At 64.3% G+C, this 24263-nt stretch carries 25 protein-coding genes; 15 read left to right on the top strand and 10 right to left on the bottom strand.

Annotated elements, in window-relative coordinates; translation table 11 throughout:
• Positions 1 to 50 precede the first annotated feature (50 nt).
• From ABOA88_RS02970 to ABOA88_RS02960, 3 genes are all read right to left on the bottom strand, one after another.
• A complete protein-coding gene (locus ABOA88_RS02970) occupies positions 51 to 2915 on the bottom strand; it encodes a class I adenylate cyclase (protein WP_367850596.1) in 2865 nt (954 codons plus the stop codon).
• 181 nt (positions 2916 to 3096) lie between these two features.
• Positions 3097 to 3342, bottom strand: a complete 246-nt coding sequence (locus tag ABOA88_RS02965; RefSeq protein WP_043213401.1) for a TIGR02647 family protein — start codon at positions 3340 to 3342, stop codon at positions 3097 to 3099.
• Positions 3343 to 3408: 66 nt separating this feature from the next.
• Positions 3409 to 3717 carry a hypothetical protein gene (locus ABOA88_RS02960; RefSeq protein WP_196167993.1) on the bottom strand — a complete coding sequence of 103 codons (309 nt, stop codon included), beginning with the start codon at positions 3715 to 3717 and terminating at the stop codon, positions 3409 to 3411.
• A 145-nt stretch (positions 3718 to 3862) separates the two neighbouring features.
• Here ABOA88_RS02960 and ABOA88_RS02955 point away from each other — a divergent pair, with 145 nt between their 5' ends.
• Entirely contained in the window at positions 3863 to 4522 is a 660-nt protein-coding gene (locus tag ABOA88_RS02955; RefSeq protein ID WP_196167992.1) for a glutathione S-transferase family protein, read from the top strand.
• Between the two features lie 192 nt (positions 4523 to 4714).
• Here ABOA88_RS02955 and argH read toward each other — a convergent pair whose 3' ends face one another.
• Positions 4715 to 6109 (bottom strand): argininosuccinate lyase, encoded by a 1395-nt coding sequence (argH, locus tag ABOA88_RS02950; protein ID WP_070572082.1) that lies wholly within the window; start codon positions 6107 to 6109, stop codon positions 4715 to 4717.
• Between the two features lie 308 nt (positions 6110 to 6417).
• Between argH and ABOA88_RS02945 the strand changes: the two genes are divergently transcribed.
• The 7 genes from ABOA88_RS02945 (at position 6418) to ABOA88_RS02915 (ending at position 12787) form a co-directional block, all read left to right on the top strand.
• Entirely contained in the window at positions 6418 to 7161 is a 744-nt protein-coding gene (locus ABOA88_RS02945) for a LytR/AlgR family response regulator transcription factor (RefSeq protein WP_196167991.1), read from the top strand.
• A 105-nt stretch (positions 7162 to 7266) separates the two neighbouring features.
• Positions 7267 to 8208: a hydroxymethylbilane synthase gene (hemC, locus tag ABOA88_RS02940; RefSeq protein ID WP_196167990.1), complete on the top strand. Its 942-nt coding sequence runs from the start codon at positions 7267 to 7269 to the stop codon at positions 8206 to 8208.
• Complete coding sequence (locus ABOA88_RS02935) at positions 8205 to 8975, top strand: uroporphyrinogen-III synthase (protein ID WP_328325573.1); 771 nt, start codon at positions 8205 to 8207, stop codon at positions 8973 to 8975. The genes hemC and ABOA88_RS02935 overlap by 4 nt, the downstream gene beginning before the upstream one ends.
• A 45-nt stretch (positions 8976 to 9020) precedes the next feature.
• Positions 9021 to 10121 (top strand): uroporphyrinogen-III C-methyltransferase, encoded by a 1101-nt coding sequence (locus tag ABOA88_RS02930; RefSeq protein ID WP_328325571.1) that lies wholly within the window; start codon positions 9021 to 9023, stop codon positions 10119 to 10121.
• On the top strand, positions 10118 to 11356 hold the full coding sequence (locus ABOA88_RS02925; protein WP_367850597.1) for a heme biosynthesis HemY N-terminal domain-containing protein: 1239 nt from the start codon (positions 10118 to 10120) through the stop codon (positions 11354 to 11356). Before ABOA88_RS02930 ends, ABOA88_RS02925 begins: the two co-directional genes overlap by 4 nt.
• A gap of 221 nt (positions 11357 to 11577) precedes the next feature.
• The gene (locus ABOA88_RS02920; RefSeq protein WP_196167988.1) at positions 11578 to 12084 is read left to right on the top strand and encodes a disulfide bond formation protein B; all 507 of its coding nucleotides are present in this window, start codon (positions 11578 to 11580) and stop codon (positions 12082 to 12084) included.
• Positions 12085 to 12316: 232 nt separating this feature from the next.
• Complete coding sequence (locus tag ABOA88_RS02915) at positions 12317 to 12787, top strand: Rsd/AlgQ family anti-sigma factor (protein WP_043213381.1); 471 nt, start codon at positions 12317 to 12319, stop codon at positions 12785 to 12787.
• A gap of 9 nt (positions 12788 to 12796) precedes the next feature.
• On the opposite strand, the gene ABOA88_RS02910 is transcribed toward ABOA88_RS02915, so the two are convergent.
• Entirely contained in the window at positions 12797 to 13459 is a 663-nt protein-coding gene (locus ABOA88_RS02910) for an FKBP-type peptidyl-prolyl cis-trans isomerase (protein WP_367850598.1), read from the bottom strand.
• 224 nt (positions 13460 to 13683) lie between these two features.
• Here ABOA88_RS02910 and ABOA88_RS02905 point away from each other — a divergent pair, with 224 nt between their 5' ends.
• The gene (locus tag ABOA88_RS02905; protein WP_367850599.1) at positions 13684 to 14730 is read left to right on the top strand and encodes an AlgP family protein; all 1047 of its coding nucleotides are present in this window, start codon (positions 13684 to 13686) and stop codon (positions 14728 to 14730) included.
• Here ABOA88_RS02905 and ABOA88_RS02900 read toward each other — a convergent pair.
• On the bottom strand, positions 14706 to 15188 hold the full coding sequence (locus ABOA88_RS02900; RefSeq protein WP_367850600.1) for a TIGR02444 family protein: 483 nt from the start codon (positions 15186 to 15188) through the stop codon (positions 14706 to 14708). The two genes, ABOA88_RS02905 and ABOA88_RS02900, sit on opposite strands and share 25 nt — an antisense overlap.
• Positions 15189 to 15257: 69 nt before the next feature.
• Here ABOA88_RS02900 and abc-f point away from each other — a divergent pair, with 69 nt between their 5' ends.
• The 3 genes from abc-f (at position 15258) to ABOA88_RS02885 (ending at position 18619) form a co-directional block, all read left to right on the top strand.
• A complete protein-coding gene (gene abc-f, locus ABOA88_RS02895; RefSeq protein WP_196167984.1) occupies positions 15258 to 17168 on the top strand; it encodes a ribosomal protection-like ABC-F family protein in 1911 nt (636 codons plus the stop codon).
• A complete protein-coding gene (locus ABOA88_RS02890; protein WP_070572070.1) occupies positions 17168 to 17755 on the top strand; it encodes a mechanosensitive ion channel family protein in 588 nt (195 codons plus the stop codon). The genes abc-f and ABOA88_RS02890 overlap by 1 nt, the downstream gene beginning before the upstream one ends.
• A 231-nt stretch (positions 17756 to 17986) precedes the next feature.
• The gene (locus ABOA88_RS02885; RefSeq protein WP_090344276.1) at positions 17987 to 18619 is read left to right on the top strand and encodes a LysE family transporter; all 633 of its coding nucleotides are present in this window, start codon (positions 17987 to 17989) and stop codon (positions 18617 to 18619) included.
• A 55-nt stretch (positions 18620 to 18674) separates the two neighbouring features.
• Here ABOA88_RS02885 and ABOA88_RS02880 read toward each other — a convergent pair whose 3' ends face one another.
• Positions 18675 to 19427, bottom strand: coding sequence for a slipin family protein (locus ABOA88_RS02880; protein WP_043208196.1), 753 nt, complete (start codon positions 19425 to 19427; stop codon positions 18675 to 18677).
• Positions 19428 to 19429: 2 nt separating this feature from the next.
• Positions 19430 to 20776, bottom strand: a complete 1347-nt coding sequence (locus tag ABOA88_RS02875) for an NfeD family protein (protein ID WP_196167983.1) — start codon at positions 20774 to 20776, stop codon at positions 19430 to 19432.
• A 96-nt stretch (positions 20777 to 20872) separates the two neighbouring features.
• On the opposite strand from ABOA88_RS02875, the gene ABOA88_RS02870 reads away from it, so the two are divergent.
• The 3 genes from ABOA88_RS02870 to ABOA88_RS02860 all read left to right on the top strand — a co-directional run bounded on the left by ABOA88_RS02870 (position 20873) and on the right by ABOA88_RS02860 (position 22343).
• Entirely contained in the window at positions 20873 to 21331 is a 459-nt protein-coding gene (locus ABOA88_RS02870) for an aminoacyl-tRNA deacylase (protein ID WP_043208200.1), read from the top strand.
• 60 nt (positions 21332 to 21391) lie between these two features.
• Positions 21392 to 21634, top strand: coding sequence for a DUF2789 domain-containing protein (locus tag ABOA88_RS02865; protein WP_196167982.1), 243 nt, complete (start codon positions 21392 to 21394; stop codon positions 21632 to 21634).
• A gap of 70 nt (positions 21635 to 21704) precedes the next feature.
• Positions 21705 to 22343: an NADH:ubiquinone oxidoreductase subunit N gene (locus ABOA88_RS02860; protein WP_070094711.1), complete on the top strand. Its 639-nt coding sequence runs from the start codon at positions 21705 to 21707 to the stop codon at positions 22341 to 22343.
• Between the two features lie 89 nt (positions 22344 to 22432).
• Here the strand turns inward: ABOA88_RS02860 and ABOA88_RS02855 are convergent, their stop codons facing one another.
• Entirely contained in the window at positions 22433 to 22870 is a 438-nt protein-coding gene (locus tag ABOA88_RS02855; protein WP_196167981.1) for a CBS domain-containing protein, read from the bottom strand.
• A gap of 114 nt (positions 22871 to 22984) precedes the next feature.
• A complete protein-coding gene (locus tag ABOA88_RS02850; protein WP_367850601.1) occupies positions 22985 to 24259 on the bottom strand; it encodes a VWA domain-containing protein in 1275 nt (424 codons plus the stop codon).
• Positions 24260 to 24263: the final 4 nt, after the last annotated feature.

Genomic DNA, 24263 nt, shown 5'->3' with positions numbered 1-24263 from the left:
CAGCTTCTGGTTGGCTGGATTGGCTGTTTAGAAGGAAATGTTGCTCATCGTCAGGGGGCGAGCATCGCCTGCAACTGCTCCAGGCCATCGTTCAGCGCCCGCTCCAGCTCGGTTTTGTAGCGTAGGTAAAGCGCGGTAGAGCCTTGGTCGTCGCCCAGCAGTTCTGAGAGGTCCAGGTCGGTGATGTAGCAGCGATAGTTGCCCGCGCTACGGCGTTGCCCCAGGATCTGCCGAGCGACCACGGCGTACAGCTGGTCGCCATGCTCCAGCTCGGAGAATTCCTGCTGGTTGCAGTAGAGCGTGATGTGCACCTCGTTCGCCGCGCTGGCCTGCAGGATCGCCTGGACTTCATAGTACGGTTGGCCGGCGCCTTCGCGGGGTGCCGAACGTGGCTCCAGGCTGCGCGCCTTGCCAGGGCTCGATGGCAGCAGCTGGTAATACAGGATCTCCAGCGACGCCTGCTGCAGGCTGTCCAGCGGCAGCCGCGCATCGTGTCGCACTACGACCGAGCGCAGGAAGCGTTGCAGTGGCAGCAACAGGTGTGCTTCGTCCTGTAATGGCAGACGCTGATGCCACAGTGCGTTGTATTCATCCAGCACGTACAGGTCGGCCCACCCTTCCTGCAGGCGATAGAACACCTGCAGGCAATCGCGGCGGCCCTGTTCCAGCACCAGGGGCAGGTCATGGTCCTGCAAGGCATTGGCGTCCAGGTGCAGAGGGCTGTACTGGCCGCGCTCCTCGCCCAGGCAACCCAGTACCGCGTCATGATCGGGCAGGGTGGTCAGGGTGACTTGTCCAGGCTGCAGCTCCAGTACATGGGTGTGCTGCGCCACCTGCAGCAGGTAGCGATGATTGAGCTTCTGCTCGAGCAGCAATTGCGCGGTGTCGAAGATTTCCTCGACCCGCAGGGCGATGGCCTGGGCGCGATTGCGGCAGAAGCAGCGCACCCGTAGCCGGGGGCGTTGATTGCACTGGCCGAGGCTGTTGAGGAAGTCGCGCAGGCAGCGCACCAGTGCGTGTTCGCCGTCGTAGCGCTGGACCAGTACCTCGTTCCAACTGTTGAGGGTGACCTGGTCGAGCGTCAAAACCAGGTTTTCGCGCACGCCGGCGTAGCTCAGTGAGTCGGTGCGTTCGGTGGTCATCAGGATGTTCAGGTCGCGATGCTGACGCAGCGGATCGATGCCGACGTTGACCAGCAGCAGGATCTCGTCGGCCACGCTCGGTTGCAGCAGGCGGACCTCGCTGACCGTCTCCAGTGGCAGTGGGATGCTCTGTTGCAAGCTGCCTAGCAAGTTGAACAGCTCAAAGTCAGTCAGGTCGCTGTCGCCGGGGTGCAGGGCCAGGCGCGTGGTGTTGTCGATCACGCCATTGCGATGGGCCCAGGTGAGCAGTTCGAGCAGCTCGCGGCAACGCCTGAGGGGGCTGAAGTGCTCCCATTCGTGTACGCCCAGGTTGCCGTTGTACAGGCTCCAGTGAGTGGTGCCCGGTTCCTTGCGGTTGGGCGATTGGACCAGGGTTAGGGTGTCTTCGGCCAGGTCTGGCGCGATCCCTGGGTTGATCACCTCGATCTTGCCGGCTCGACGCTCGAAGGCCGCATACAGGCGTCGGCCTAGCACGTTGAGGTCGCGCTGGTCGGCACGACTGCTGGCGCTCTGGTCGCGGGCGAACTGGGTGAGGAAGCGATAGCTGTGGTTGAGCTCGGCCACCAGCTCACGGCGTTCCGTGGCCACCTGACGCACCTTCCATTGGCTACGGGTATCAAGCATGGCCAGTTGGCGCTCGTCCCAGCCCCACTCATTGGTCAGGCGCGCGAGCAACTGGCGCTGCCAGCCGCTGGCGCGGGAGCGGCCGAGCTCGCTGAGTTTCTTGTTCACTTTCAGGTAAAGGCTACGACGCACCAGCTCCAGGCGGGTGGACTCACCCCGTTGTTGCAGGTACTGCTCGATGCGCCGGTAGACCATCACGTAGGGATCGAGCGCGTCGAGGTCCAGCTGGTTGGCGAACACCGCCTGCTTGTACTCCAGGCTCAGGCAGCGCACATCGGGGTGCTCGCTGGCATAGACCTCGGTGAGCAACAGTTTGAGCAATGACTTGTAGGGCGAGTCGATCCCCTTGAACAACTGCCACAAGCCGGCGCCGACGAATTCTCCGGGCGGGATATGCGCCAGGTGACCGAGATCCAGGTCGTCTTCGGCGCGGATGAACCGCTTGGACAGCAGGGTCTGGGTGTAGACCCGGTAGTTGTGTTCCTCGTATACGGGCACCAGCCACCACAGTGGTGTGCGCCCGGCCAACCAGATCGCGGTGCGGTAGAACTCATCAAGCAGCAGGTAATGCTGGGTGGTTCCGCAGTCGTCGGAACTGAGCTCACCAGTGCGCTCGCCCTGGACGAATCCCTGGGGCTCGATGAGGAAGAAATGCGCCTCGGCGCCCTGGCTGGCGGCCCAGGCTTCCAGAAGCAGGCATTTGCGCTGCAGTTCGGCCAGTTCGTCTTCCTGTAACCCTGGGGCGTGACATACCCACAGGTCCATGTCGCTTTGCTCGGCCTGGGCCAGCGTACCCAGGCTGCCCATCAGGAACAGCCCGTGGATCGGCTGCGGCGCTGTGCTGTGGCGGGGTTTGTAGGTGAAGGAGCGGGCCAAGCGCTGGGCTTCGGCCAGCAGATCGGGGCCAGGCTCGAAGCCCGAAACCCCCGCTGGCGTCGTCCCCGAGACATAGCCTGGGAGCACGGGGTGGTTGACGTGAAACAGCAGGGGTAGTGCGGTCAGCACCTGCTGCTGGCGGGTGGAAAGCCCTTCCCGCGCGCGCTCCAGGCGGCCTTGGTTCAGGTGCAGAAAGCGCGCACGCAATTTCGCCAGTTCCTTGCGGTCGATGCCTTGCTCGAGGTCGGGGCGGATTTCGTGGGGGCTATTCATTGCATACTCAGGACCGGGCCAGGGGAAGCACCGGCGAGTTTAGCCTGAGTAATGGGGTCGGATGAGCAAAAACTGGTTTTTTGGCGTCATTTCCCCGTCACCATGGGCCTTGTTCACAACCAAACCCGTCCCGACAGGTGTGTCGGGCGGATTTGAGTTGCACGTAGCGGCGGAAGAAGGTTCAGGCTGGCTGCGCGGCCTTGAGGATGGTCAGCACTTGCTGAACGCTCTGGGCGGCATCCAGCCCCAGGCTGGTCAGGTAGCCGCCATCGGGCTGGTCGGTGAGTTGCTTGTCGTACAGGCGGCGGGCTGCGGCCACCAAGGCTGGGGCAGCGTTGCTGTGGACCTTGATGCCTTCCTGGTGGGAATCCAGGTTGAACAGGGCGAGGACTTCCAGTTCAGCGATCAGTTCGGGGGTGAAGGACATGGCGACTCCTGACTTCCAGACGAGGGGCGGAGGCACCGTCGAACGGTGCCTGACCCTGGAGTGTAGTCACGCTTCGTCGTCGTCGCCTTGATCTGCTTCAGGTGGCAGCTCGGGCAGAGCGCGCAGGGCGTTCTCGTACCACTCGCCATTGAAGGGGCGGTCCTCGTCGAGCATGGCGTCGATCTCGATGGCCAGGACATGGGCCATGAGGTTGAGGATGTCCTCGCGCTCGTAGCCGACCAGGGTCAGTTTGTTGAACGTGGCCTTGGCCGCCGGCGGCTCGCCGCTTTCGATCTGGTTCTCGATGGCTTGGGTCAGAGTCGCCTCGACGAAGGCTTCCTCTTCGTTGTTGTCGATGTCGCTGTGCTCGCTCATGGCAGTCCTCCAGGGGTGGGATGCACAGTGTGCCATGCTTGCGCGGGCGATGCCTGGCCATCGACAGGGCCGATGATGCTGGTCAGAGCCTGGGGATGGGTCTATAAAAGCCGGGCCATCCCCACACGGCCTGGAGGCTGTAACAATGCTCAAGCTTCACGGATTCGCGGTCAGCAACTACTACAACATGGTCAAACTGGCCCTGCTGGAAAAAGGCCTGCCATTCGAAGAGGTGCTGTTCGTTCCCAATCAGACCCCGCAAGCCCTGGCGATCAGCCCCCGAGGCAAGGTGCCGGTGCTTGAGACCGAGCACGGTTTCCTCAGCGAAACCACAGTAATCCTCGATTACATCGAGCAGACCCAGGGCGGCAAGCCGCTGTTGCCGGCAGATGCTTTCGCCCAAGCCAAGGTGCGGGAGTTGGTCAAGGAAATCGAACTGTACATCGAGCTGCCGGCGCGAACCTGTTATTCCGAGGCCTTCTTCGGCATGGCCGTCGAGCCGCTGATCAAGGAGCGCGCCCGCACCGAGCTGCTGGCCGGTTTTGCCACGCTCAAGCGCAACGGCAAGTTTGCCCCGTACGTGGCGGGCGAAACGTTGACGCTGGCCGATCTGATGTTCTGCTTCTCGGTGGACCTGGCCTGCGCAGTGGGCAAGAAGGTGCTGAACGTCGATTTCCTGGCGGAGTTCCCGCAGGGCAAGGCGTTGCTGGAGAAGCTGGGGGCGAACCCGCACATGGCGCAGATCGTGGCGGACAAGGAGGCGGCGATGCCGGCGTTCCTGGAGATGATTCGCAGCAAGCGCTGAGAGAAGAAGTGGCCTTCTGCGGCCATGAGGCGCGGGTTCATCGCCCATCGCGCTGCAGACACCGACTTTGCCGGTGTTCGCGGCGCTTCGACGCCTCAAACCCGCCCCCGCAAGCATTATGACAACCCAGTGGGAGCGGGTTCATCGAGGCGTCGAACCACCCCGAATGAGGGCAAGCCCTCGCGAGGCGGCTTAGCGCGAAGCCAGCAGCGCCTTGCCGCGGGCCACGGCTGCGCGCACCTGGGCCGGTGCGGTGCCGCCAATGTGGTTGCGCGCATTGACCGAGCCTTCCAGAGTCAGAACGGCGAAGACGTCCTGCTCGATCTGGTCGCTGAACTGGCGCAGTTCGTCCAGGCTCATCTCGGCCAGGTCCTTGCCGGTGTCGACGCCATACTTCACCGCGTGACCGACGATCTCGTGGCAGTCACGGAACGGCAGGCCACGGCGGACCAGGTAGTCGGCGAGGTCCGTGGCGGTGGAGAAGCCGCGCAGGGCCGCTTCACGCATGATGGCGTGCTTGGGCTTGATCGCCGGGATCATGTCGGCGAACGCGCGCAGGGAGTCGCGCAGGGTATCGGCGGCGTCGAACAGGGGCTCCTTGTCTTCCTGGTTGTCCTTGTTGTAGGCCAGCGGCTGGCCTTTCATCAGGGTTAGCAGGCCGGTCAGGGCACCGAACACACGGCCGCTCTTGCCACGCACCAGCTCCGGGACGTCGGGGTTCTTCTTTTGCGGCATGATCGAGCTGCCGGTGCAGAAGCGGTCGGGCAGGTCGATGAACTGGAACTGCGCGCTGGTCCACAGCACCAGCTCTTCGGAGAAGCGCGACAGGTGCATCATCGCCAGGCTCGCCGCGGCGCAGAATTCGATAGCGAAGTCGCGGTCCGAGACGCCGTCCAGCGAATTGCCGGCGACGGCCTCGAAGCCCAGCAGCTTGCAGGTCAGCTCACGGTCGATCGGGTAGGTGGTGCCGGCCAGCGCGGCGCTGCCCAGCGGCATGCGGTTGGTGCGCTTGCGGCAGTCGACCAGGCGCTCGTAGTCGCGGCTGAGCATCTCGAACCAGGCCAGCAGGTGATGACCGAAGGTCACCGGCTGCGCGGTCTGCAGGTGGGTGAAGCCGGGCATGATGGTCTCGGCCTCGCGCTCGGCCTGCTCCAGCAGGCCCTGCTGCAGGCGGGTGATCTCGGCCAGGATCAGGTCGATCTCGTCGCGCAGCCACAGGCGGATGTCGGTAGCCACCTGGTCGTTGCGGCTGCGGCCGGTGTGCAGCTTCTTGCCGGTGATGCCGATGCGGTCGGTCAGGCGTGCCTCGATGTTCATGTGCACGTCTTCCAGGTCGACGCGCCAGTCGAAGCTGCCCGCTTCGATCTCGCCCTGGATGGTCTTCAGGCCGTCGATGATGGCATCGCGCTCGGCGTCGGTGAGTACGCCGACCTGCGCCAGCATGGTGGCGTGGGCGATCGAACCCATGATGTCGTGGCGGTAGAGGCGCTTGTCGAAATCGACCGAGGCGGTGAAACGGGCGACGAAGGCGTCGACGGGCTCACTGAAGCGGCCGCCCCAGGACTGATTGGTCTTGTCGGTGCTCATGGATTCACTCGTTGAAGGCGTGAACGAAAAAGTGGCGCCGATCATAGCAGGGTTGGAGCGCGCGCCGCAGGGCGCTGGTCGAGAGAAATCTCGCAAAGCTCAGGGTGAATCGGTGTAGGGGGATATTCAACGATTGAACGGCAGTGTTCCACGGACCGTCTACAGTTGGACAGAGGACTGGCGGCGAATCTGCCGGGCCAGTGAATCTTTGGCCGTCGCATCGGTCTAGAGCGTGACCGCGTGTCGGTCGCCCTACACCTTGTCTACGCTATACCCATGCGAGACTCACTCAGGAATCCAGCGTAATTATGAATGTCCTGATCGTTGATGACGAACCCCTGGCCCGTGAACGCCTGACCCGGATGCTTGGCGAGCTGGAGGGCTATACCGTGCTGGAGCCCAGTGCCACCAACGGCGAAGAGGCCCTGGCCTTGATCGACAGCCTCAAGCCCGATGTGGTGCTGTTGGACATCGGCATGCCTGGTCTGGATGGCCTCCAGGTGGCCGCCCGGCTGTGCGAGCGCGAAGCGCCACCGGCGGTGGTGTTCTGTACCGGTGACGACGAGTACGGGAGCCAGGCTTTCCGGGAAAGCACCCTCAGCCATGTGACCAAGCCCATCCAGCCTCAGGCCCTGCGCGACGCCTTGCGCAAGGCCGACAAACCCAACCGCGCCCAGCTCGCCGCGCTCACCCGCCCGGCCAATGAAGGCGGCGGCCCGCGCAGCCATATCAGTGCGCGAACCCGCAAGGGTATCGAGCTGATTCCCTTGCCCCAGGTGATCTACTTCATCGCCGACCACAAGTACGTGACCTTGCGCCACGAGGCGGGAGAAGTCTTGCTGGACGAGCCGCTCAAAGCCCTGGAGGACGAGTTCGGCGAGCGCTTCGTGCGCATCCATCGCAACGCCCTGGTCGCCCGGGAGCGTATCGAGCGGCTACAGCGCACGCCACTTGGGCACTTCCAGCTGTTCCTCAAGGGGCTCGACGGCGATGCGCTGACGGTCAGCCGCCGCCACGTGGCGGGTGTGCGCAAGATGATGCAGACGCTCTGAACCGGCAGATGTCGGCCAGGGAGGGCCGGGTGATGACCTGAATCTGCTAGGTGCGCTGGCGGAGCTGTTATCATCGGCGGCATTTCTCTTGGATCGGGGCGTTCCATGTCCACTCGTGAAATCCGCATTGCCACCCGTAAAAGTGCCCTGGCCCTGTGGCAGGCCGAATATGTCAAAGCCCGACTGGAAGAGGCCCATCCTGGCCTGGTCGTGACCCTGGTACCCATGGTCAGCCGTGGTGACAAGCTGCTTGACTCGCCGCTGTCGAAGATTGGCGGCAAGGGGCTGTTCGTCAAGGAACTGGAAACCGCCCTGCTCGAGCACGAGGCCGATATCGCCGTGCATTCGATGAAGGACGTGCCCATGGACTTCCCTGAAGGTCTGGGCCTGTACTGCATCTGCGAGCGCGAGGATCCGCGCGATGCGTTCGTTTCCAACACATTCGCCAGCCTCGATGCGCTGCCGGCCGGCAGCGTTGTCGGCACCTCCAGCTTGCGTCGCCAGGCCCAGCTGCTGGCGCGCCGCCCAGACCTGCAGATCCGCTTCCTGCGTGGGAACGTCAACACCCGCCTGGCCAAGCTCGATGCTGGCGAGTACGACGCCATCATCCTCGCCGCGGCTGGCCTGATCCGCCTTGGTTTCGAAGACCGCATTAGTTCCACCATCAGCGTCGACGAGAGCCTGCCCGCCGGCGGCCAGGGCGCGGTGGGCATCGAATGTCGCAGTGCGGACCAGGCGATTCACGCCTTGCTGGCGCCGCTTCATCACTCCGACACCGCCGACCGGGTGGTGGCCGAGCGGGCGCTGAACAAGCGCCTGAACGGCGGTTGCCAGGTGCCGATCGCCTGCTACGCGGTACTGGAAGGTGAGCAACTGTGGCTGCGCGGTCTGGTCGGCCAGCCCAGCGGCGGCACCTTGCTGGTGGCCGAGGCCCGTGCCCCGCGTGGCCAGGCCGAGGCCTTGGGCGTGCAGGTCGCTGAGGATCTGCTGGGCCAGGGGGCCGAGGCCATTCTCAAGGAAGTCTACGGCGAGGCTGGGCACCCGTGAGCCCTTGGCGCCTGCTGCTGACCCGCCCCGAAGAGGAGTGCCAGGCGCTGGCGCAAAGCCTCGCGCAGGCAGGGATCGCCAGCAGCAGCCTGCCCTTGCTGGCCATCGAACCGGTGGCGCTGCAGGCCGGGCAGCGCCAACACCTGGCGGACTTGCACGGTTACCAGGTGATCATTGTGGTCAGCAAGCCCGCCGCGCGCCTGCTGCTCGAGCAACTGGGCCAGGCAGGCCTGCAGCCGCCGCGACAAGGTTGGTTCACCGTGGGGGCGGCTACGGCGCAGGTGCTGCAGGCGCAGGGCTTGAAAGTTGATTATTCGGCGCAAGGCGACGACAGCGAGGCCTTGCTCGCGCTACCGCTCCTGCGCGAGGCTATGAACCGCGCTGGCACCCCTCGCGTTTTGATCGTGCGGGGCGTCGGAGGTCGCGAACTGCTGGCCGGGCGTCTCGCAGAGCAAGGTGCTAGTGTCGATTATCTGGAACTGTATCGGCGCAACCTGCCGGTGTATCCGGCCGGCACCCTGCTGCGCCGCGTCGAGGCGGAACGCCTGAACGGCCTGGTGGTCAGCAGTGGGCAGGGGCTGGAGCACCTGCTGCAGTTGGCGGGGGCCGACTGGCCACGCCTGGCGCACCTGCCGTTGTTCGTGCCAAGCCCGCGGGTAGCCGAACAGGCCAGGGCGTTGGGTGCCCAACAGATTGTGGATTGCCGTGGCGCCAGTGCCGCGGCCTTGATGGCAGCCGTGCAGCGAAGTACTGCACCTGCCGACTAAGGCGCTAAGCTCAATGCGACGCGCCCCCATGCAAAGGATGGATACGTGAGCGAAACTGTCTTGTCCAACAACGAACAACCCACGGCGTCCGATACGCCGGAATCCACCTCCGCCATCCCTGCCAAGCGCTCTGGCAACGGCCTGGCAACGTTGGCTCTGCTGCTCGGCGCGGCTGGGGTCGCCGTCGGTGGTTGGGGTGTCTGGCAGGTCCGTCAGCTGCAAGGCAGCGAGCAGGGCCAGGGTCAGCACCTGCAGGCCCTGAGCGAGCGCACCGAGACGCTGCAACAACGCGAGCAGCAGATCAGCGCGCAACTGGCCACCCTGCCGGCGGCCAGCGAGCTGGAAGACCGCCGTCGCCTGGTGGCGCAATTGCAGGGCGACCAGCAACGCCTCAACCAGCGTTTGGAAACCATTCTGGGCGAGAGCCGCAAGGAATGGCGCCTGGCTGAGGCCGAGCACTTGCTGCGCCTGGCGACACTGCGTCTTTCTGCGCTGCAGGACATCGCCAGCGCCAAGGCTCTGGTCGAAGGGGCGGACGAGATTCTTCGCGAGCAAAGCGACCCTGGGGCCTTCGCTGCCCGAGAACAACTGGCGCGCAGCCTGGCCACCCTGAACAGCACCGAGCAGCCGGACCGCACCGGTCTGTTCCTCAAGCTGGCCGCCCAGCGCGAGTTGGTCCAGCAGCTCAGCGCACAATCGCCTGAATTCGAAACCAAGGCCGATGCCCTGGGTGCCCTGACGGCCGATGGCGATGGCGCCAGCCGCCTGTCCCAATGGTGGGCAGAGATTTCCAAGTACTTCCAGATCGAGTTCAACGCCGACGACAACGTGCGGCCACTGTTGTCCGGGCAATCGCTCAATCAACTGCGCCTGGCGCTGAGTCTGACCATCGAGCAGGCACAGTGGGCGGCGCTCAACGGCGAAGCGAAGGTCTATACCCAGGCCTTGGACGATGCCCGCAGCGTGTTGCTGGCCAATTTCAATGCCGACAATCCGCAGAGCAAGGCTATGCTCGCCAGCCTCAACGAACTGGCCGAACAGCCGGTCTCGGTGGTCACTCCTGACCTGTCCGAGAGCCTGGCCGCGGTGCAGGCGTACATCCAGCGTCGCCACCTGCCAGCCGAAGCCGAAGGGGGCAAGCCATGAAGCGCGTCTACCTGCTGGCGGTGCTGGCGATCGTGGTAGCCGCGGCATTGGGCATCGCGGTCGCCAAGCACAGTGGCTACGTACTGGTCGCCTATGGTGGGTTCCGCTACCAGTCCGGACTGTGGGCGGCATTGGCGGCGCTGGTCGCCATTGTCGTGGTGCTCTGGCTGGTGCGTTACTTGATCGGTCTGGTGCTGACCTCGAGCGGTGTGGTCAACCCTTGGTCGCGACGCAATCGCAGCCGCCGTACCCGCATCGCTATCGAGCAGGGGCAACTGGACCTTGCCGAAGGCCGTTGGGCGAGCGCCCAGCGCCATCTGCACCGCGCCGCCGAGGCCGAGCGCCAGCCATTGCTCTACTACCTTGGCGCGGCCCGAGCGGCCAACGAGCTGGGCCGTGCCGAAGACAGCGACAGTCTGCTCGAGCGCGCGCTGGAGCGTCAGCCCCAGGCCGAGCTGGCTATCGCCCTGACCCATGCGCAACTGCAGATGGACCGCGGCGACATCGGTGGTGCCCATGAAACCCTGCTGGCCATGCAGGAGCGTCACCCCCACAACAACCAGGTGCTGCGCCTGTTGTATCGCCTGCATCTGGAGCAAGGTGACTGGTCGGCATTGATCCGCCTGCTGCCGGAGCTGCGCAAAGGCAAGGTGCTGCCGGCCAAGGAGCTCGCCGACCTGGAACAACGCGCCTGGGGCCAGAACCTGGGCCTGGCGGCGACCCGTGGCGAAGATGCCCAGGCTGCCCGCCAAGCTCTGGAGCGGGCCTGGCAACAGCTTACGGCTGCCCAGCGCCAGGAGGCGCAATTGGTATCGGCCTATGCCGAGCAGCTGCGCCAGCTCGGGGCCCAGGGCGAAGCCGAACAGGTGCTGCGCACGGCGCTCAAGCGTCAATACGAAAGCCACCTGGCCCGTCTGTATGGGCTGGTGCGCGGCGACGATCCGACCCGACAGTTGCAAACCGCCGAAGGCTGGCTCAAGGATCACCCGCAGGACCCGAGCCTGCTGCTTACCCTGGGCCGTCTGAGCCTGCAGAACCGTCTGTGGGGCAAGGCTCGGGACTACCTCGAAAGCAGCCTGCGCATGGAGCGCAATCCGGAAGCCTGTGCTGAGTTGGCCCGGCTGCTGGCCGGGCTGGGTGAGACCGAGCGCAGCAACCAGTTGTTCCAGGAGGGGCTGGGCCTGTTGGACGAGCGACTGTTGGCCTTGCCATTGCCCGAAGGCATGCGAGCCTGACCGAACCAGGTACCCACGCCGAGCCGTGGGTACCTGGCGCTGTAACTTCTCCTGTTAGTTTGGCGGTATTTACGCTAACTCCCTTCGGAAATCTCCTACTCGAAGTTGCAGACTTTCCTTTTTCAATCAGGGAGTTGTCTCTCCTGTAGCGCCTTGAAACAAAGCGCCTCTTTCCACTACCGTTCCGGGCTACTTCATTTTGATCCGGGACCTACTCGCTCATGCTGCCGGCCCGCTTGCGCACCTTTTTCCTGATTGGCGGTTTCGCCTCGGCGGCGGTCCTGCTTGCCTCGTTCTGTCTCGAAAACACCCTTGGCCTGGTGCCTTGCTCCCTGTGCTTCAGTCAGCGTTTACTGCTTGGGTTGTACGCATGGGTGTGCTTGTGCGCGGTGTTGCACTCGCCGGGCGTGGTCGGCAAGCGCAACTATGCGGTGCTGGCGCTGGGTTGTTCGTTGAGTGGTGCGCTGCTGGCATCCAGGCATGTCTGGCTGCAAGGGGCGGGGCTGACGGCCGATGCCTGCCAGATGCCATTCGTGTGGATGCTTGAGCAGTCATGGGACCAGGCGTTGAAGATGCTGGTACTGGGCGGCCCCGACTGCACCTCGCTGACCTGGAGCTTCGTCGACCTGACCTTGCCCGAGTGGAGCCTGCTGGCGTTCCTGTCTTTGTCGGCCCTCCCGTTGAGCTGGTTGCTGGGCTACCGCATGCGCAAACTCGGCAAAGGTTGATCCAGGGCAAATCGTCACGGGATCGTACGACCAGCGGTGTCCTGCCAGTGTATTAAACACTTGTATGAACTTTGTCCACTGCGTACCTTGAAGCCCAGCACGTGCGGGAATAATCTCGCAGCACGCATACCGAAAACACAACTGCTCGATGCCGTCCTGCTGATGTCACCTTTGTGCCGCGGTATTAGCGCACGAGGTGCAGCGGCATCTACCCAGAAGGGAAGAGATCGCCATGCTCGATAGTTGTCAGAACGCTCAGGAACGCTGGGGTGGGGTTCACAAGCTGATCGACCGTTGGCTCCAGGAACGAGCGGAGCTGGTCCAGGCCTTCCGCGCCTTGCGTGACGCCAAGCCGGCCTTTGCCGACAAGGACAAGAACCGTGATTTCTGCGCGGTGCTCGTCGACTACGTTTCGGCCTGGCATTTCGAAGTGAGTGAGCAACTGGTCACGGAGGCCAAGGCATTCGGTGACGAGGGTGCCCTGCAGCTTGCCGAACAGATCAACCCGCGAATCAACGACATCACCCAGATTGCACTGGCCTTCAACGACCATTGCGAGAAGGGCGAGTGCAAGGACCCCGAGCGCTTCTCCAAGAAACTGGGCGAGCTCGGCAGTCTGTTGCACGAGCGCTTCGAACTCGAGGACTGCCTGATCGAGGTGCTGCACAACGCGCACAAGGAAGAGGGCGCGGTGCAGGCCTGAGGGCAGGCGTCAGTCGGCCACCGCCAGCAGTTCGATTTCGAAGACCAGGGGAGTGTAGGGCGCGATCAGGTCGCCCGCACCTTCGGCTCCATAGGCTTGCGCCGATGGGATCACCAATCGCCACTTCGCCCCTGCCTTCATGTGCGGCAATGCCACTTGCCAGCCTTCGATCACCGAGTCCAGGTTGAACCATTGGGGCTGCTGGTTCTGGTCGAACACCGAGCCGTCCGGCAGTTTTCCTACGTAGCGTACCTGGACCTTGCCACCGGCCTTGGGGGAGTTGCCCGTGCCGCTTGCCAGCTCGCTGTAGAGGATGCCTTCTGGCAGCTCGTGAACGCCGGCACGCGCCCGCTCGTTGGTCAGGAAGCGTTTCTCCGCAGCCAGGCTTTTGTCGATCTGCGCCTGTTCGGCGGCCGCGCTGGCTTGTTCTTCGTGCTGCTGGAGGATGGCTTGCATGCGCGGCTTGTCGAGCTTTAGTGGCTGGCCTTGGTAGGCCTGGCGCAAGCCTTCGACCAGAGCGTCGAGCTCAAGGCCGGGCACTTCGTCACGCAGGCGTTCACCCAGGCTGGCGCCGAGGCTGTAGGCCAGGTCGTGGTTGGAGGGGGGGGCTTCAGGGTTGGCCCAGGCCAAAGGCGCTGCCAGGCACAGGCCGAGAACAAGATAACGAGGCACGGTCAACTCCTGCTGCGATGAGCGCAAAGTATGCCAGCCTTGTTGGTCAAAGATGTGTAAATATCAGCAACACTTTATTGGGCAACTACACTTGCACCGAGCTGCAAGATGACAACTTTGCCCAGGCATGCAACGCGGCGTTCATAATACTGTCCACATGCCCTAGCGGCGGTAGCAGCAGAAGCATAGTATGAGCCGCAATCTCGTCAGCCAGGAGGTAAACCATGTCGGCCAAGAAGAAGCCAGTCAGTACGCCGTTGCACCTGCTCCAGCAACTTTCGGGTAGTCTGCTCGAACATTTGGAAGATGCCTGCTCGCAAGCGCTCGCGGATGCCGAGAAACTGCTGGCCAAGTTGGAAAAACAGCGCGGCAAAGCCCAGGAAAAACTACACAACGCACGCCTGAAGTTGCAGGATGCCGCCAAGGCCGGTAAAGCCAAGGCTCAGAACAAGGCGCATAAAGTATCCGCTGAACTTGAGGACCTGCTCGACTCGCTCAAGGAGCGTCAAGCGCAGACTCGCACTTATATCCAGCAACTTAAACGTGACGCCCAGGAAAGCCTGAAACTTGCCCAGGGTGTTGGCAAAGTGCGCGAGGCCGCCAGCAAGGCGCTCGACCAGCGCGCGTCGGCCGCCAAGGCACCTGCCAAGCCGGCAGCGACCAAAGCCGTTGCCCGTCCGGCTGCCAAGGCGACGGCAAAACCAGCCGCCAAGACTGCCGCTGCCAAACCTACCGCTGCCAAGACCGCAGCTGCCAAGGCTCCGGTGAAAGCCGCTGCCAAACCGGCGGCCAAGGCTTCGGTGAAAGCCGCTGCCAAGCCTGCAGCCAAGGCTCCGGCCAAAGCTGCCGCCAAGCCGGCTGCCGCCCGTACCGCCGCTGCCAAACCGGCCGCAAAACCAGCCGCTGCCAAGGCCACCGCCAAGACAGCCGCCGCCAAGCCGGCTGCCAAAGCCGCAGCGACCAAACCGGCTACCGGCAAACCTGCAGCCGCCAAGCCCGCCGCAGCCAAGCCCGCCGTAGCCAAACCGGCCGCAGCCAAGGCGACTACCGCCAAACCGGCCGCAACCAAGACCACGGCTGCCAAGCCTGCTGCGCGCAAGGCCCCGGCCAAACCAGCTGCGGCCAAGCCTGCCACCAGCAAGCCAGCAGAAGCCAAGCCTGCCGCACCGGTGACCAGCAGCCCTGCGCCAGCGACCAACTCGGCAGCGCCTGCCGCCGCGTCGCCGGCACCGGCCAGCACCCCGGCTCAGTCGGCGCCGTCGGCCTCCTGAAGCCCATTGGCCACGGCGCGCAGTTGATGCAGCGCGTCGTGGTCACGGGCTTGCTCGGGTACCAGCCATTGCAGCCAGTCGTCTGGCGGGCTGCTCGGGTCCGCAGGCCATTGCCCCGCACACGCCTGCAGGCGCGCCAGCAAGGTGCGCTCCGCTTCCAGCTCCAATCCCTTCACCTGCTCCCGCAGCGACGCCAACTGCGCATCGCCTTGCGCAGCTTCGCGCCATTGTTGGCGCACCACGCGCAGGGGCACCACGACCTGTTGCTGCCATGGGCCGGCAATGGCCTGTAGCGCAGCCGCGCGCAGCGCATCGGGTGCGACACGGCGGGCCTGCAGCCAAGTCCCGCAAAGCAGCAGACAGACATCCGCGCCTGCCCCTTGCAGTGCAAGGCAGGCCGCTTCGACCCCGGGCTGTCGATACAGCGCCAGGGCGTGATTCCACAATTCGTTCTGCATGTTCGGACTCGCCAGTGGTCAAGGTGGCCTGTGTGCCCAGAAGGGAAGCTGATAGACTCCGCGACCATCATGATCAGACTATCGAATCTCACTTTACAGCGTGGTCCGCAGCGCTTGCTAGAAGGCGCCGAGATGACCCTGCACGCCGGTCACAAGGCCGGCCTGATCGGCGCCAACGGTGCCGGAAAATCCAGCCTGTTCGCCTTGCTGCGCGGTGAGCTGTCGCCCGATGCCGGCGACTGCCAACTGCCTGGCGATTGGCGCATCGCCCACATGCGCCAGGAGGTCGACACCCTCGATCGCCTGGCGGTGGACTATGTGCTCGACGGCGACGTGCGCCTGCGCAAGATCCAGGCTGACCTGGCTGTCGCCGAGGCGGCCCACGATGGCACCGCCGTGGCGCGCCTGCACAGTGAGCTCGACAGCGCCGACGGTTACACCGCCGATGCGCGCGCGCGTAAGCTGCTGGCAGGTCTGGGTTTCACCACCGAGCAGATGGACCGGCGCGTCGGCGACTTCTCCGGCGGTTGGCGGATGCGCCTGAACCTGGCCCAGGCCCTGATGTGCCCATCCGATCTGCTGCTGCTCGACGAGCCCACCAACCACTTGGACCTGGACGCCATCCTCTGGCTGGAGGACTGGCTCAAGGGCTATCCCGGCACGCTGCTGCTGATTTCCCACGACCGCGACTTCCTGGACGCTGTGGTCGACCACGTGCTGCATGTCGAGCAGCGCAAGCTCAACCTCTACAAAGGCGGCTACAGCGCCTTCGAACGCACCCGTGCCGAGCGTCTGGCGCAACAGCAACAGGCCTATGAGAAGCAGCAGGCCCGCCGCGCGCACATGGAAAAGTACATCGCCCGCTTCCGCGCCCAGGCCACCAAGGCCCGTCAGGCGCAGAGCCGGATCAAGGCCCTGGAGCGCATGGAGGAGCTGTCTGCCGCCCATGTGGACTCGCCGTTCGACTTCGTCTTCCGCGAGTCGGAGAAAATCTCCAACCCGCTGCTGGACCTTTCCGAAGGCCGTCTGGGCTATGGCGACAAGGCCATCCTGGAGAAGGTCAAGCTGCAGCTGGCGCCCGGTGCGCGCATCGGCCTGCTGGGCCCCAACGGCGCCGGCAAGTCGACCCTGATCAAGAACCTCGCTGGTGAGCTCGAACCCATCGCCGGGCGCCTGGTGCGGGGTGAGAACCTGGCGGTGGGCTACTTCGCCCAGCACCAGCTCGACTCCTTGGACGACAAGGCCAGCCCCCTGCTGCACTTGCAGCGCATTGCGCCGGCCGAACGTGAGCAGACCCTGCGCGACTTCCTCGGCGGGTTCGATTTCCACGGCAACCGCGTCGACGAGCCGGTGGTGAACTTCTCCGGCGGCGAAAAGGCGCGCCTGGCCCTGGCGTTGATCGCCTGGGAGCGGCCGAATCTGCTGCTGCTCGACGAGCCGACCAACCACCTGGACCTGGAGATGCGCCTGGCCCTGACCATGGCCCTGCAGGAGTTCAGTGGCGCGGTGGTGGTGGTTTCCCACGACCGTCACCTGCTCAAGAGCACCACCAACGACTTCCTGCTGGTGGCCGATGGCAAGGTCGAAGCCTTCGACGGTGACCTGGACGACTACAGCCGGTGGTTGATCGACTATCGCCAACGCAGTGCGCCGGTCAGCAATGCCCCGGCCAACCCAGACAAGACCGACAAGAAGGCCCAGCGCCAGGCCGCCGCCGCGTTGCGTCAGCAACTTGCCCCGCACAAGCGTGCCGCCGAGAAGCTCGAGACCGAGCTGAACCAGGTGCATGGGCAACTGGCCGAGATCGAAACGGCGTTGGGTGATGGTGGCCTGTATGAGGCGTCCCGCAAGGACGAACTGCGTGACCTGTTGGCTCGTCAGACCAAGCTCAAGCAGCGTGAGGGCGAGCTGGAAGAAGCCTGGATGGAAGCGCTGGAAACCCTCGAGGCCATGCAGGCCGAGCTGGAGGCGTTGTCCTGATGGAGGAACTGCGCTCGCTGCTGCCAGGGCAATGGATGGACGCGTTCTGGCTTGGGCTGCAGATCCTGCTGATCCTGATCGCCGCGTTCATCTTGCAGCGTGTGATCGCACGTGGGCTGAGTCGGCTGGGTAACCGCTATCCGCTGCCACCCGAGCTGCTGGTGCCGGTGCGTGGTGGTCTTCGCTGGCTGATCATGGGCAGTGCGCTGTTGTTCGTGCTCGAGCGCCTGGGCGTTTCGGCCACGGTACTGTGGACGGCGCTGTCAGGCTTCGTCGCGGTGGCGGCGGTGGCGTTCTTCGCCATCTGGAGCGTGCTCTCCAACTTGCTGTGCGCGGTGCTGATCTTCACCGTCGGGCCATTTCGTATCGGTGATGTGGTCGAGCTGGTGGACACCCTCGACAAGCCGGGGGTCAAAGGCCGGGTGATCGCCATCAACCTGCTGTACACCACGCTGATGGAAACGCCCGAGGCGGGCGGGGCGCTGGTGCAGGTGCCGAACAGTCAGTTCTTCCAGAAAGCCGTGCGCCGTTGGCGGGGGACCGAAGTGGCTACGGTGTCGAAGGGCGAGCCGGTCGAGGCGGATTGACCCGTTGACGGTGTTGATTTCTTCGCGGCTAAACCCGCTCCCACAGGGTTTACCGGTGCTCCAATAATGCGGCTGTACCCGCGAATAGGCCCCAGGATGACCTCGGTAGAGGCGGGCTTGCCCGCGAACAAGCCAGCACCTGCATGACAGCAACCCCGAAAAATCGCTGGTGATTTTTTCACCAACGCCTTAGCTTAACGTTTTGCAACATATGTCCGAGCGAGGTGTGCGATGTCGATGGAAACCTGGTTGGCCTTCTTTGCCGCGTGCTGGGTGATCAGCCTGTCGCCGGGTGCCGGGGCGATCGCCTCGATGTCCAGTGGCCTGCAGTACGGGTTCTGGCGTGGCTACTGGAATGCCCTAGGCCTGCAACTGGGCCTGATCGTGCAGATCGCCGTGATCGCGGCCGGTGTGGGCGCCATCCTTGCCGCCTCGGCCACCGCCTTCCAGCTCATCAAATGGTTCGGCGTCGCCTACCTGGTGTACCTGGCCTACAAACAGTGGCGCGCCTTGCCCATGGACATGAATGACACTTCGGGCGTGCGGCCTATCGGCAAGCCGATGAGTCTGGTGTTCCGCGGTTTCCTGGTCAACGTCAGCAACCCCAAGGCACTGGTGTTCATGCTCGCGGTGCTGCCGCAGTTCATCAATCCGCATGCGCCGCTGGTGCCCCAGTACCTGGCCATCACCGCCACCATGATCACCGTGGACATGCTGGTCATGGCCGGCTACACGGGCTTGGCGGCCCGCGTATTGCGGTTGCTGCGCACGCCCAAGCAGCAAAAGCGTATGAACCGCACGTTTGCCGGCTTGTTCATCGGTGCGGCGGCGTTTCTGGCGACCTTGCGCCGCGCGCCGGTCTGAACCGTTTGCAGCCCCCACAGGCTCGGGGTCGAGCTTGTGAGGGCTGCAGCGAGGATCAACGCGGTTTATCGACCAACCCCTTGAGCAAGTCCACCGGCAGCGGAAACACGATGGTCGAGCTCTTGTCCCCGGCAATTGCCCCCAGCGTCTGCATGTAGCGCAACTGCATCGCTCCTGGCTCCTTGCTTAGCATCTGCGCCGCCTGCATCAGCTTCTCCGAGGCCTGCAGTTCACCTTCGGCGTGGATCACCTTGGCCCGCCGTTCACGCTCGGCTTCGGCCTGACGGGCGATGGCGCGGACCATCGATTCATTGAGGTCAACGTGCTTGATCTCGACGTTGGCCACCTTGATGCCCCACGCATCGGTCTGGGCGTCGAGCACTTGGCGGATGTCCAAGTTGAGCTGCTCGCGTTCGGCCAGCAGTTCGTCCAGCTCATGCTTGCCGAGTACCGCGCGCAGGGTGGTCTGGGCCAGCTGGCTGGTGGCGCTGAGAAAGTCCTCCACCTGGATGATCGCCTTCTGCGGGTCGAGCACGCGAAAGTACAACACGGCATTGACCTTGACCGAGACGTTGTCGCGGGTGATCACGTCCTGGGGCGGCACGTCGAGTACCACGGTGCGCAGATCGACCCGCACCATCTGCTGGATCCCCGGGATCAGGATGATCAAGCCCGGTCCTTTGACCTGCCAGAAGCGTCCCAGCTGGAACACCACGCCCCGCTCGTACTCGCGCAGGATGCGCAGGGCCGACAGCAACAGCAGGCCGATGACCGCCAGCAAGGCGCCAAAACCGAATTGAACGAACATCTTCACTCTCCTTGCGCGGCGGGTGCGGTGGCACTGACCTCCAGCATCACGCCATGGCGGGCCGTCACGCGCACATGTTGCCCAGGCTGCAACGGGGTCGCGCACTGGACTTGCCATTGTTCGCCCTGGGCCTGTACCGAGCCGCAGAACGGGTTGTCCGCCATCACCTGGGTCACCGTGACCAGGCTGCCCACCAGCCCGGCATCGCCACTGACCAAGGCGCGTCGCCTGGCCTTGATGGCCATGCCCAGCACGCCACCGAGCAGCAGTGCCGAGACCGCCGCCAAGGCGACGATCAGCCCCAAGGGAATGCCGAAGCCCGGCGCGTCGGTGTCCATGAGGATCACCGCGCCGACCACGAACGCGACAATGCCGCCGAAGCCGACCACACCGAAGCTCGGCAAGAACGCCTCGGCGATCATGAAGGTCACGCCCAGCAGGATCAGCGCCACACCCGCATAGCTCACCGGCAGCAACTGCATCGCGTACAGGGCCAGCAACAGGCAGATGCCACCGATCACACCGCCAACGCCGGAGCCCGGGTTCATGAACTCGAACAGCAAGCCATAGATCCCGATCATGATCAGGATGAGCGCCACGCTGGGATTGGTGATCACCGCCAGCAGACGGGTGCGCCAGTCCGGCAGGTGCTCGACGATGGCGGCGCCGGCAGTCTGCAATTGGCGCGGCTGGCCGGCAGCGATGAGGGGCTTGCCATCCAGTTGCTTCAACAGGTCCGGGAGGTCGTTGGCCACCTGGTCGATGACTTTGATGCGCACCGCCTCGCTGGCCGACAGGCTGACTGCCTCGCGCACGGCCTTCTCTGCCCACTCGGCGTTGCGCCCGCGCAACAGGGCCAGGCCACGGATGTAAGCGGCGGCATCATTGACCTGCTTGCGCGCCAGGGTGTCGTCTTCGTGTGGCGCGTTGGGCTCAGGCTTGCCCGGTGGTGCCGCCCCGATCTGCACCGGCGTGGCGGCGCCCAGGTTGGTGCCTGGCGCCATGGCGGCCACGTGGCTGGCATAGAGGATATAAGTGCCGGCGCTGGCTGCCCGGGCGCCGCTGGGGGCGACGAAGCTGGCCACGGGCACGGGGCTTGCGAGAATCGCCTTGATGATCTGGCGCATGGCGCTGTCCAGCCCGCCGGGCGTGTCCAAGCGGATCACCACCAGTTGCGCGTTTTGCGCCTGTGCCTGTTCCAGGCCGCGTACCAGGTAGTCGGCAGTGGCCGGGCCGATAGCATCATCGACATCCAGCAACCAGACGCTGGCACCGGGCACTGCCAGGCCACTCGGAACCATGCCGAGCACGAGCATCAGCAGCAGCCAGCGCCAGCCGCGAGCGATCACCTGTCGTCACCTTGTCCGGGCCTGTCACCGAAGTTTAGTCGTAGCCGCCGGACCTGGGCCTAAACTTCCTAGATGGGGGTAAACCGGAGGTGCATCATGCGTATGGCCAAAACCTTGCAGCAGCGCCTGGACAAGGCCAACTGCGACTACGACATCATTCCCCATCCTCACTCGGCCACGAGCCTTGAGTCGGCGCGCACGGCCGGCGTACCTGCCGAGCGGGTCGCCAAGTCGGTGATGCTCGATGACCGGCATGGCAACTACATCATGGCCGTGCTACCGGCCAACCGCCATCTGGACATGAGCAAAGTGCGCATGTCCGGTGCCTGGCAACTGACCCGAGAAAGTGGCCTGCCGAGCCTGTTCGGCGACTGCGAGCGCGGTGCCGTGCCAGCACTGGGCGATGCCTATGACATAAAAATGCTGCTCGACCCGAGCCTTACCCGCCAGGGTGATGTCTACCTGGAGGCGGGGGATCACGATCACCTGATCCACATGAGCATGGAGCAATACCTGAAGCTGGTTCCGCGCGCCGAAGTGCGCGAACTGTGCTGATGATCATCAACCCACTGCCGGGCCGGCGTCGTGGATGGCCGCCCGGCCCGAGGAGGCACCATGGAAGCACCGAACCATCCGTTCGCCGAACTGTTCAAGCAGCTGGGGCTGGCGGACGATGCCGAGAGCATCGACAAGTTCATCACCACGCATTCACCACTCAAGAACGAGATCAAGCTGGTGGATGCGCCGTTCTGGACCGAGTCCCAGCGGGCCTTTCTCAAGGAGAGCGTGATAGAGGACGCCGATTGGGCCGTGCCGTTCGATCAACTCAACGAGGCCTTGCGTCGCCCCCGCAAATAAAGCGCCGAGTGGCACCTGATGGGTGAATTGACCGTTGCTATGCTCAGGTAAAACAACAGGGGATAGCGCGATGAAAGATCCCTACGCATCAGGTTTCTGGTGCTCCGTGACGATCCTGGGCACGCTGACGGCCGGTTATTTCTACGGCATCCGCCACGTCCACTCCATGGACCACGCGCTGCAGTTCATGTATGCCGCCGCCGCCATCACGGCGGCGGTGGCGCTCTGCGCACTGGCCTGGATCGCCTGGCAGCAGTTGCGCCTGAACAAGCGCGAGGTGATCCAGGGGCATACGCTGGTGACCATCTGGAACACCAAGGTCGCCCTGCGTCGGGTCGAGACGGTTTTCGATCGCTATTTCTGGGGAAGCTACTGGCATTCTGGGCGGACCTTCGAGGAGGTCATGGGTGAGCTCAAGGGCACACCCCTGGAGCAGAGTCTGGACGCGCTCAAGCGTCAGTGCCGGGAGCTGGACCGCGAGATCCGTGACCATCAACACCGCTGGCTGGCCAACGCCCGCGACCTTTCCAGCGTAGCCACGGCCATGGCGCGCGAGCGCTATCAACTGGACCTGTGCGACCCCCAGGGCCGTGATGGCGGCAATACCGCAGTGCTCAATCGCGACCTCGAGGTGCTGGTGTACACCTGGTCAGCGCGCCTGCGCAGCTTCGACCACCAGTTGGACGAGTTGGAGCGCGCATACCACTAGAGTCCAGGAGCCAAGGGCATGGGGCCGCTGCGACGGGACGCACGGCAGCCCTAAGAACCGAACGGACGAGTGCGGCGACTCAGCGGGTATCAATCACCGCGGATGTACTGCTCCAACTGCATGATCAGATTGGCCTGTTCGGCGATGGTTTCCTTGACCAGGTCGCCGATCGACAGCAGGCCGAGCAACTTGCCGTTGCTCACCACCGGCAAGTGGCGCAGGTGCCTGTCGGTCATCAGGTTCATGCAGTACTCCAGGCTCTGCCTGGGCTCGACCGTGACCACCGGTGCACTCATGATTTCGCGTACTGGCGTCGCCGCCGATGAGCGCCCCTTGAGCACCAGCTTGCGGGCGTAGTCGCGCTCGCTGACGATCCCCACCACTTGGTTTTTTTCCACCACCGGCAAGGCACCGACGTTCTTCTCCGCCAGCAGCTTCAAGGCGTCGAGCACCGAGTCGTCAGGGCCGATGGTGTAGACGGTCTGATGCTGGGACTTGGTCTTGAGGATTTGTTCGACGTTCTTCATACGGGCCTCTGCGGGGTGAAAACCGATGTGTCGGAGTAACTAAAGCATCCGGCAGGGCAGCCTGCACGGCAATGCAGGAAACGGCATGGACTCGATTGAAAAACGTCATGGGCGTCAGGAACAACCCCCCGCACTCACCTCCCGGCTGGCCTGCTTGAGCGCCTCTGCCACTGCGGCAGCGTCATTGGCGGTATAAACGCGACCGCCGGTATTGCTGGCCGCGCAGTTGGAGCCGGTGGCCGCACTGATGTTGACCACGTTGATGCGCAGGCGCGGCTGGCGTTGGGCGATCTGTTCGGACACTTCGCACACACTGGTGCCGCAACTGTCGCGACCGTCCACGAACATGACGATCACGCCATCTCGATCCCGGCCATTCATTGTCAAGGCGGCGGCGCCCAGGCTGTCCCCCAGGGCGGTGCCACCTCGGGCCTTGAGTGCCGCGACCTTGTCGATCAGCACGGCGCGCTGGCGCTGGCCGAACACGCCGTGGTCGAGCGGTCGGCCACAGCCCTCGAACGTCACCAGGCGCATGGCCACGCTGTTGTCCAGGTTCTCGATCACCGATGTCAGCGAGGTTTTCGCCATGTCCATGCGGGTGACCCGCTCGGGGGCGCTGCTGGGCAGGAGTTCCTCGACGATCGGGATCTTCGCCAGCAGGCTCATGTACCACGGGTCAATTTCGCGCTTGACGCGGATGCGGGTGTCCATAGAGCCGGACGTGTCCAGCACCACGACGAATTCGGACGGCTCGAAGGTATCCCCGGGTGTGCAAACCTGGGCTGTCTGGCGGTAGGCCTGCCAACGCTGGTAGAGGTCTGGCCAGCTGAGGTAGAGGCCATAGAGCAGGGCCAGCAGCAGGCCGAGCAGCAGCCCGGGCCACAGCCGCAGGGGCCTGCGTTCCACGGCGATTACTTTTGTCACCGGAGCCGGCGTGGGCTTTGCCGGTAGCGGTTCAGTTACAGGTGGCGGCGCAGGCGGTGGTGGAGAAGCCACAAGCGCCACTTGCCCCCAACGAATCACCAGCGGCTCGTCGTTGATGCTGTAAAGGTTGTTCAGATCAGGAGGGCCGATCAGCGTGCGCAGCGCCGCCGAAGCGCTTGCCTGGCCACGCCGCTCAAGCTCCTGAGCCAGTTGCTCGACGGCGGCCTGGCGTTGCTCGTAGCGTTTGAGCAGGGCCGTTTGCTGGCCGCGGCCGAGGGTGTCGAACAGGTGGGGCTGTCCGGCAAGTTCCGACCACCACTCCAGTACGCCATCACGTCCTTGCCGCGGAATGGCGTACAGGTGCGCGATGCTCGGTGGAAAGTGCTGGCGAATTAGCGCCACCGTCTGTTCCAGGGCGGTGGCGGCGTGTTGGCTGGCGTGGGTGTCTCGGAGTACCCGTTGCATGGAA

It is taken from the genome of Pseudomonas sp. PKS, from assembly GCF_051913525.1.
Lineage (GTDB): Bacteria > Pseudomonadota > Gammaproteobacteria > Pseudomonadales > Pseudomonadaceae > Aquipseudomonas > Aquipseudomonas guariconensis_D.
Note: the sequence above shows the minus strand (reverse complement) of the source record. Positions and strands in the feature narration are given on the sequence as shown.

Coding starts and splice junctions, on each gene's coding strand:
- ABOA88_RS02970 (WP_367850596.1), bottom strand. CDS start 2,915: ATGAATAGCCCCCACGAAATCCGCCCCGACCTCGAGCAAGGCATCGAC.
- ABOA88_RS02965 (WP_043213401.1), bottom strand. CDS start 3,342: ATGTCCTTCACCCCCGAACTGATCGCTGAACTGGAAGTCCTCGCCCTG.
- ABOA88_RS02960 (WP_196167993.1), bottom strand. CDS start 3,717: ATGAGCGAGCACAGCGACATCGACAACAACGAAGAGGAAGCCTTCGTC.
- ABOA88_RS02955 (WP_196167992.1), top strand. CDS start 3,863: ATGCTCAAGCTTCACGGATTCGCGGTCAGCAACTACTACAACATGGTC.
- argH (WP_070572082.1), bottom strand. CDS start 6,109: ATGAGCACCGACAAGACCAATCAGTCCTGGGGCGGCCGCTTCAGTGAG.
- ABOA88_RS02945 (WP_196167991.1), top strand. CDS start 6,418: ATGAATGTCCTGATCGTTGATGACGAACCCCTGGCCCGTGAACGCCTG.
- hemC (WP_196167990.1), top strand. CDS start 7,267: ATGTCCACTCGTGAAATCCGCATTGCCACCCGTAAAAGTGCCCTGGCC.
- ABOA88_RS02925 (WP_367850597.1), top strand. CDS start 10,118: ATGAAGCGCGTCTACCTGCTGGCGGTGCTGGCGATCGTGGTAGCCGCG.
- ABOA88_RS02920 (WP_196167988.1), top strand. CDS start 11,578: ATGCTGCCGGCCCGCTTGCGCACCTTTTTCCTGATTGGCGGTTTCGCC.
- ABOA88_RS02915 (WP_043213381.1), top strand. CDS start 12,317: ATGCTCGATAGTTGTCAGAACGCTCAGGAACGCTGGGGTGGGGTTCAC.
- ABOA88_RS02905 (WP_367850599.1), top strand. CDS start 13,684: ATGTCGGCCAAGAAGAAGCCAGTCAGTACGCCGTTGCACCTGCTCCAG.
- ABOA88_RS02900 (WP_367850600.1), bottom strand. CDS start 15,188: ATGCAGAACGAATTGTGGAATCACGCCCTGGCGCTGTATCGACAGCCC.
- abc-f (WP_196167984.1), top strand. CDS start 15,258: ATGATCAGACTATCGAATCTCACTTTACAGCGTGGTCCGCAGCGCTTG.
- ABOA88_RS02890 (WP_070572070.1), top strand. CDS start 17,168: ATGGAGGAACTGCGCTCGCTGCTGCCAGGGCAATGGATGGACGCGTTC.
- ABOA88_RS02885 (WP_090344276.1), top strand. CDS start 17,987: ATGTCGATGGAAACCTGGTTGGCCTTCTTTGCCGCGTGCTGGGTGATC.
- ABOA88_RS02880 (WP_043208196.1), bottom strand. CDS start 19,427: ATGTTCGTTCAATTCGGTTTTGGCGCCTTGCTGGCGGTCATCGGCCTG.
- ABOA88_RS02870 (WP_043208200.1), top strand. CDS start 20,873: ATGCGTATGGCCAAAACCTTGCAGCAGCGCCTGGACAAGGCCAACTGC.
- ABOA88_RS02865 (WP_196167982.1), top strand. CDS start 21,392: ATGGAAGCACCGAACCATCCGTTCGCCGAACTGTTCAAGCAGCTGGGG.
- ABOA88_RS02860 (WP_070094711.1), top strand. CDS start 21,705: ATGAAAGATCCCTACGCATCAGGTTTCTGGTGCTCCGTGACGATCCTG.
- ABOA88_RS02855 (WP_196167981.1), bottom strand. CDS start 22,870: ATGAAGAACGTCGAACAAATCCTCAAGACCAAGTCCCAGCATCAGACC.
- ABOA88_RS02850 (WP_367850601.1), bottom strand. CDS start 24,259: ATGCAACGGGTACTCCGAGACACCCACGCCAGCCAACACGCCGCCACC.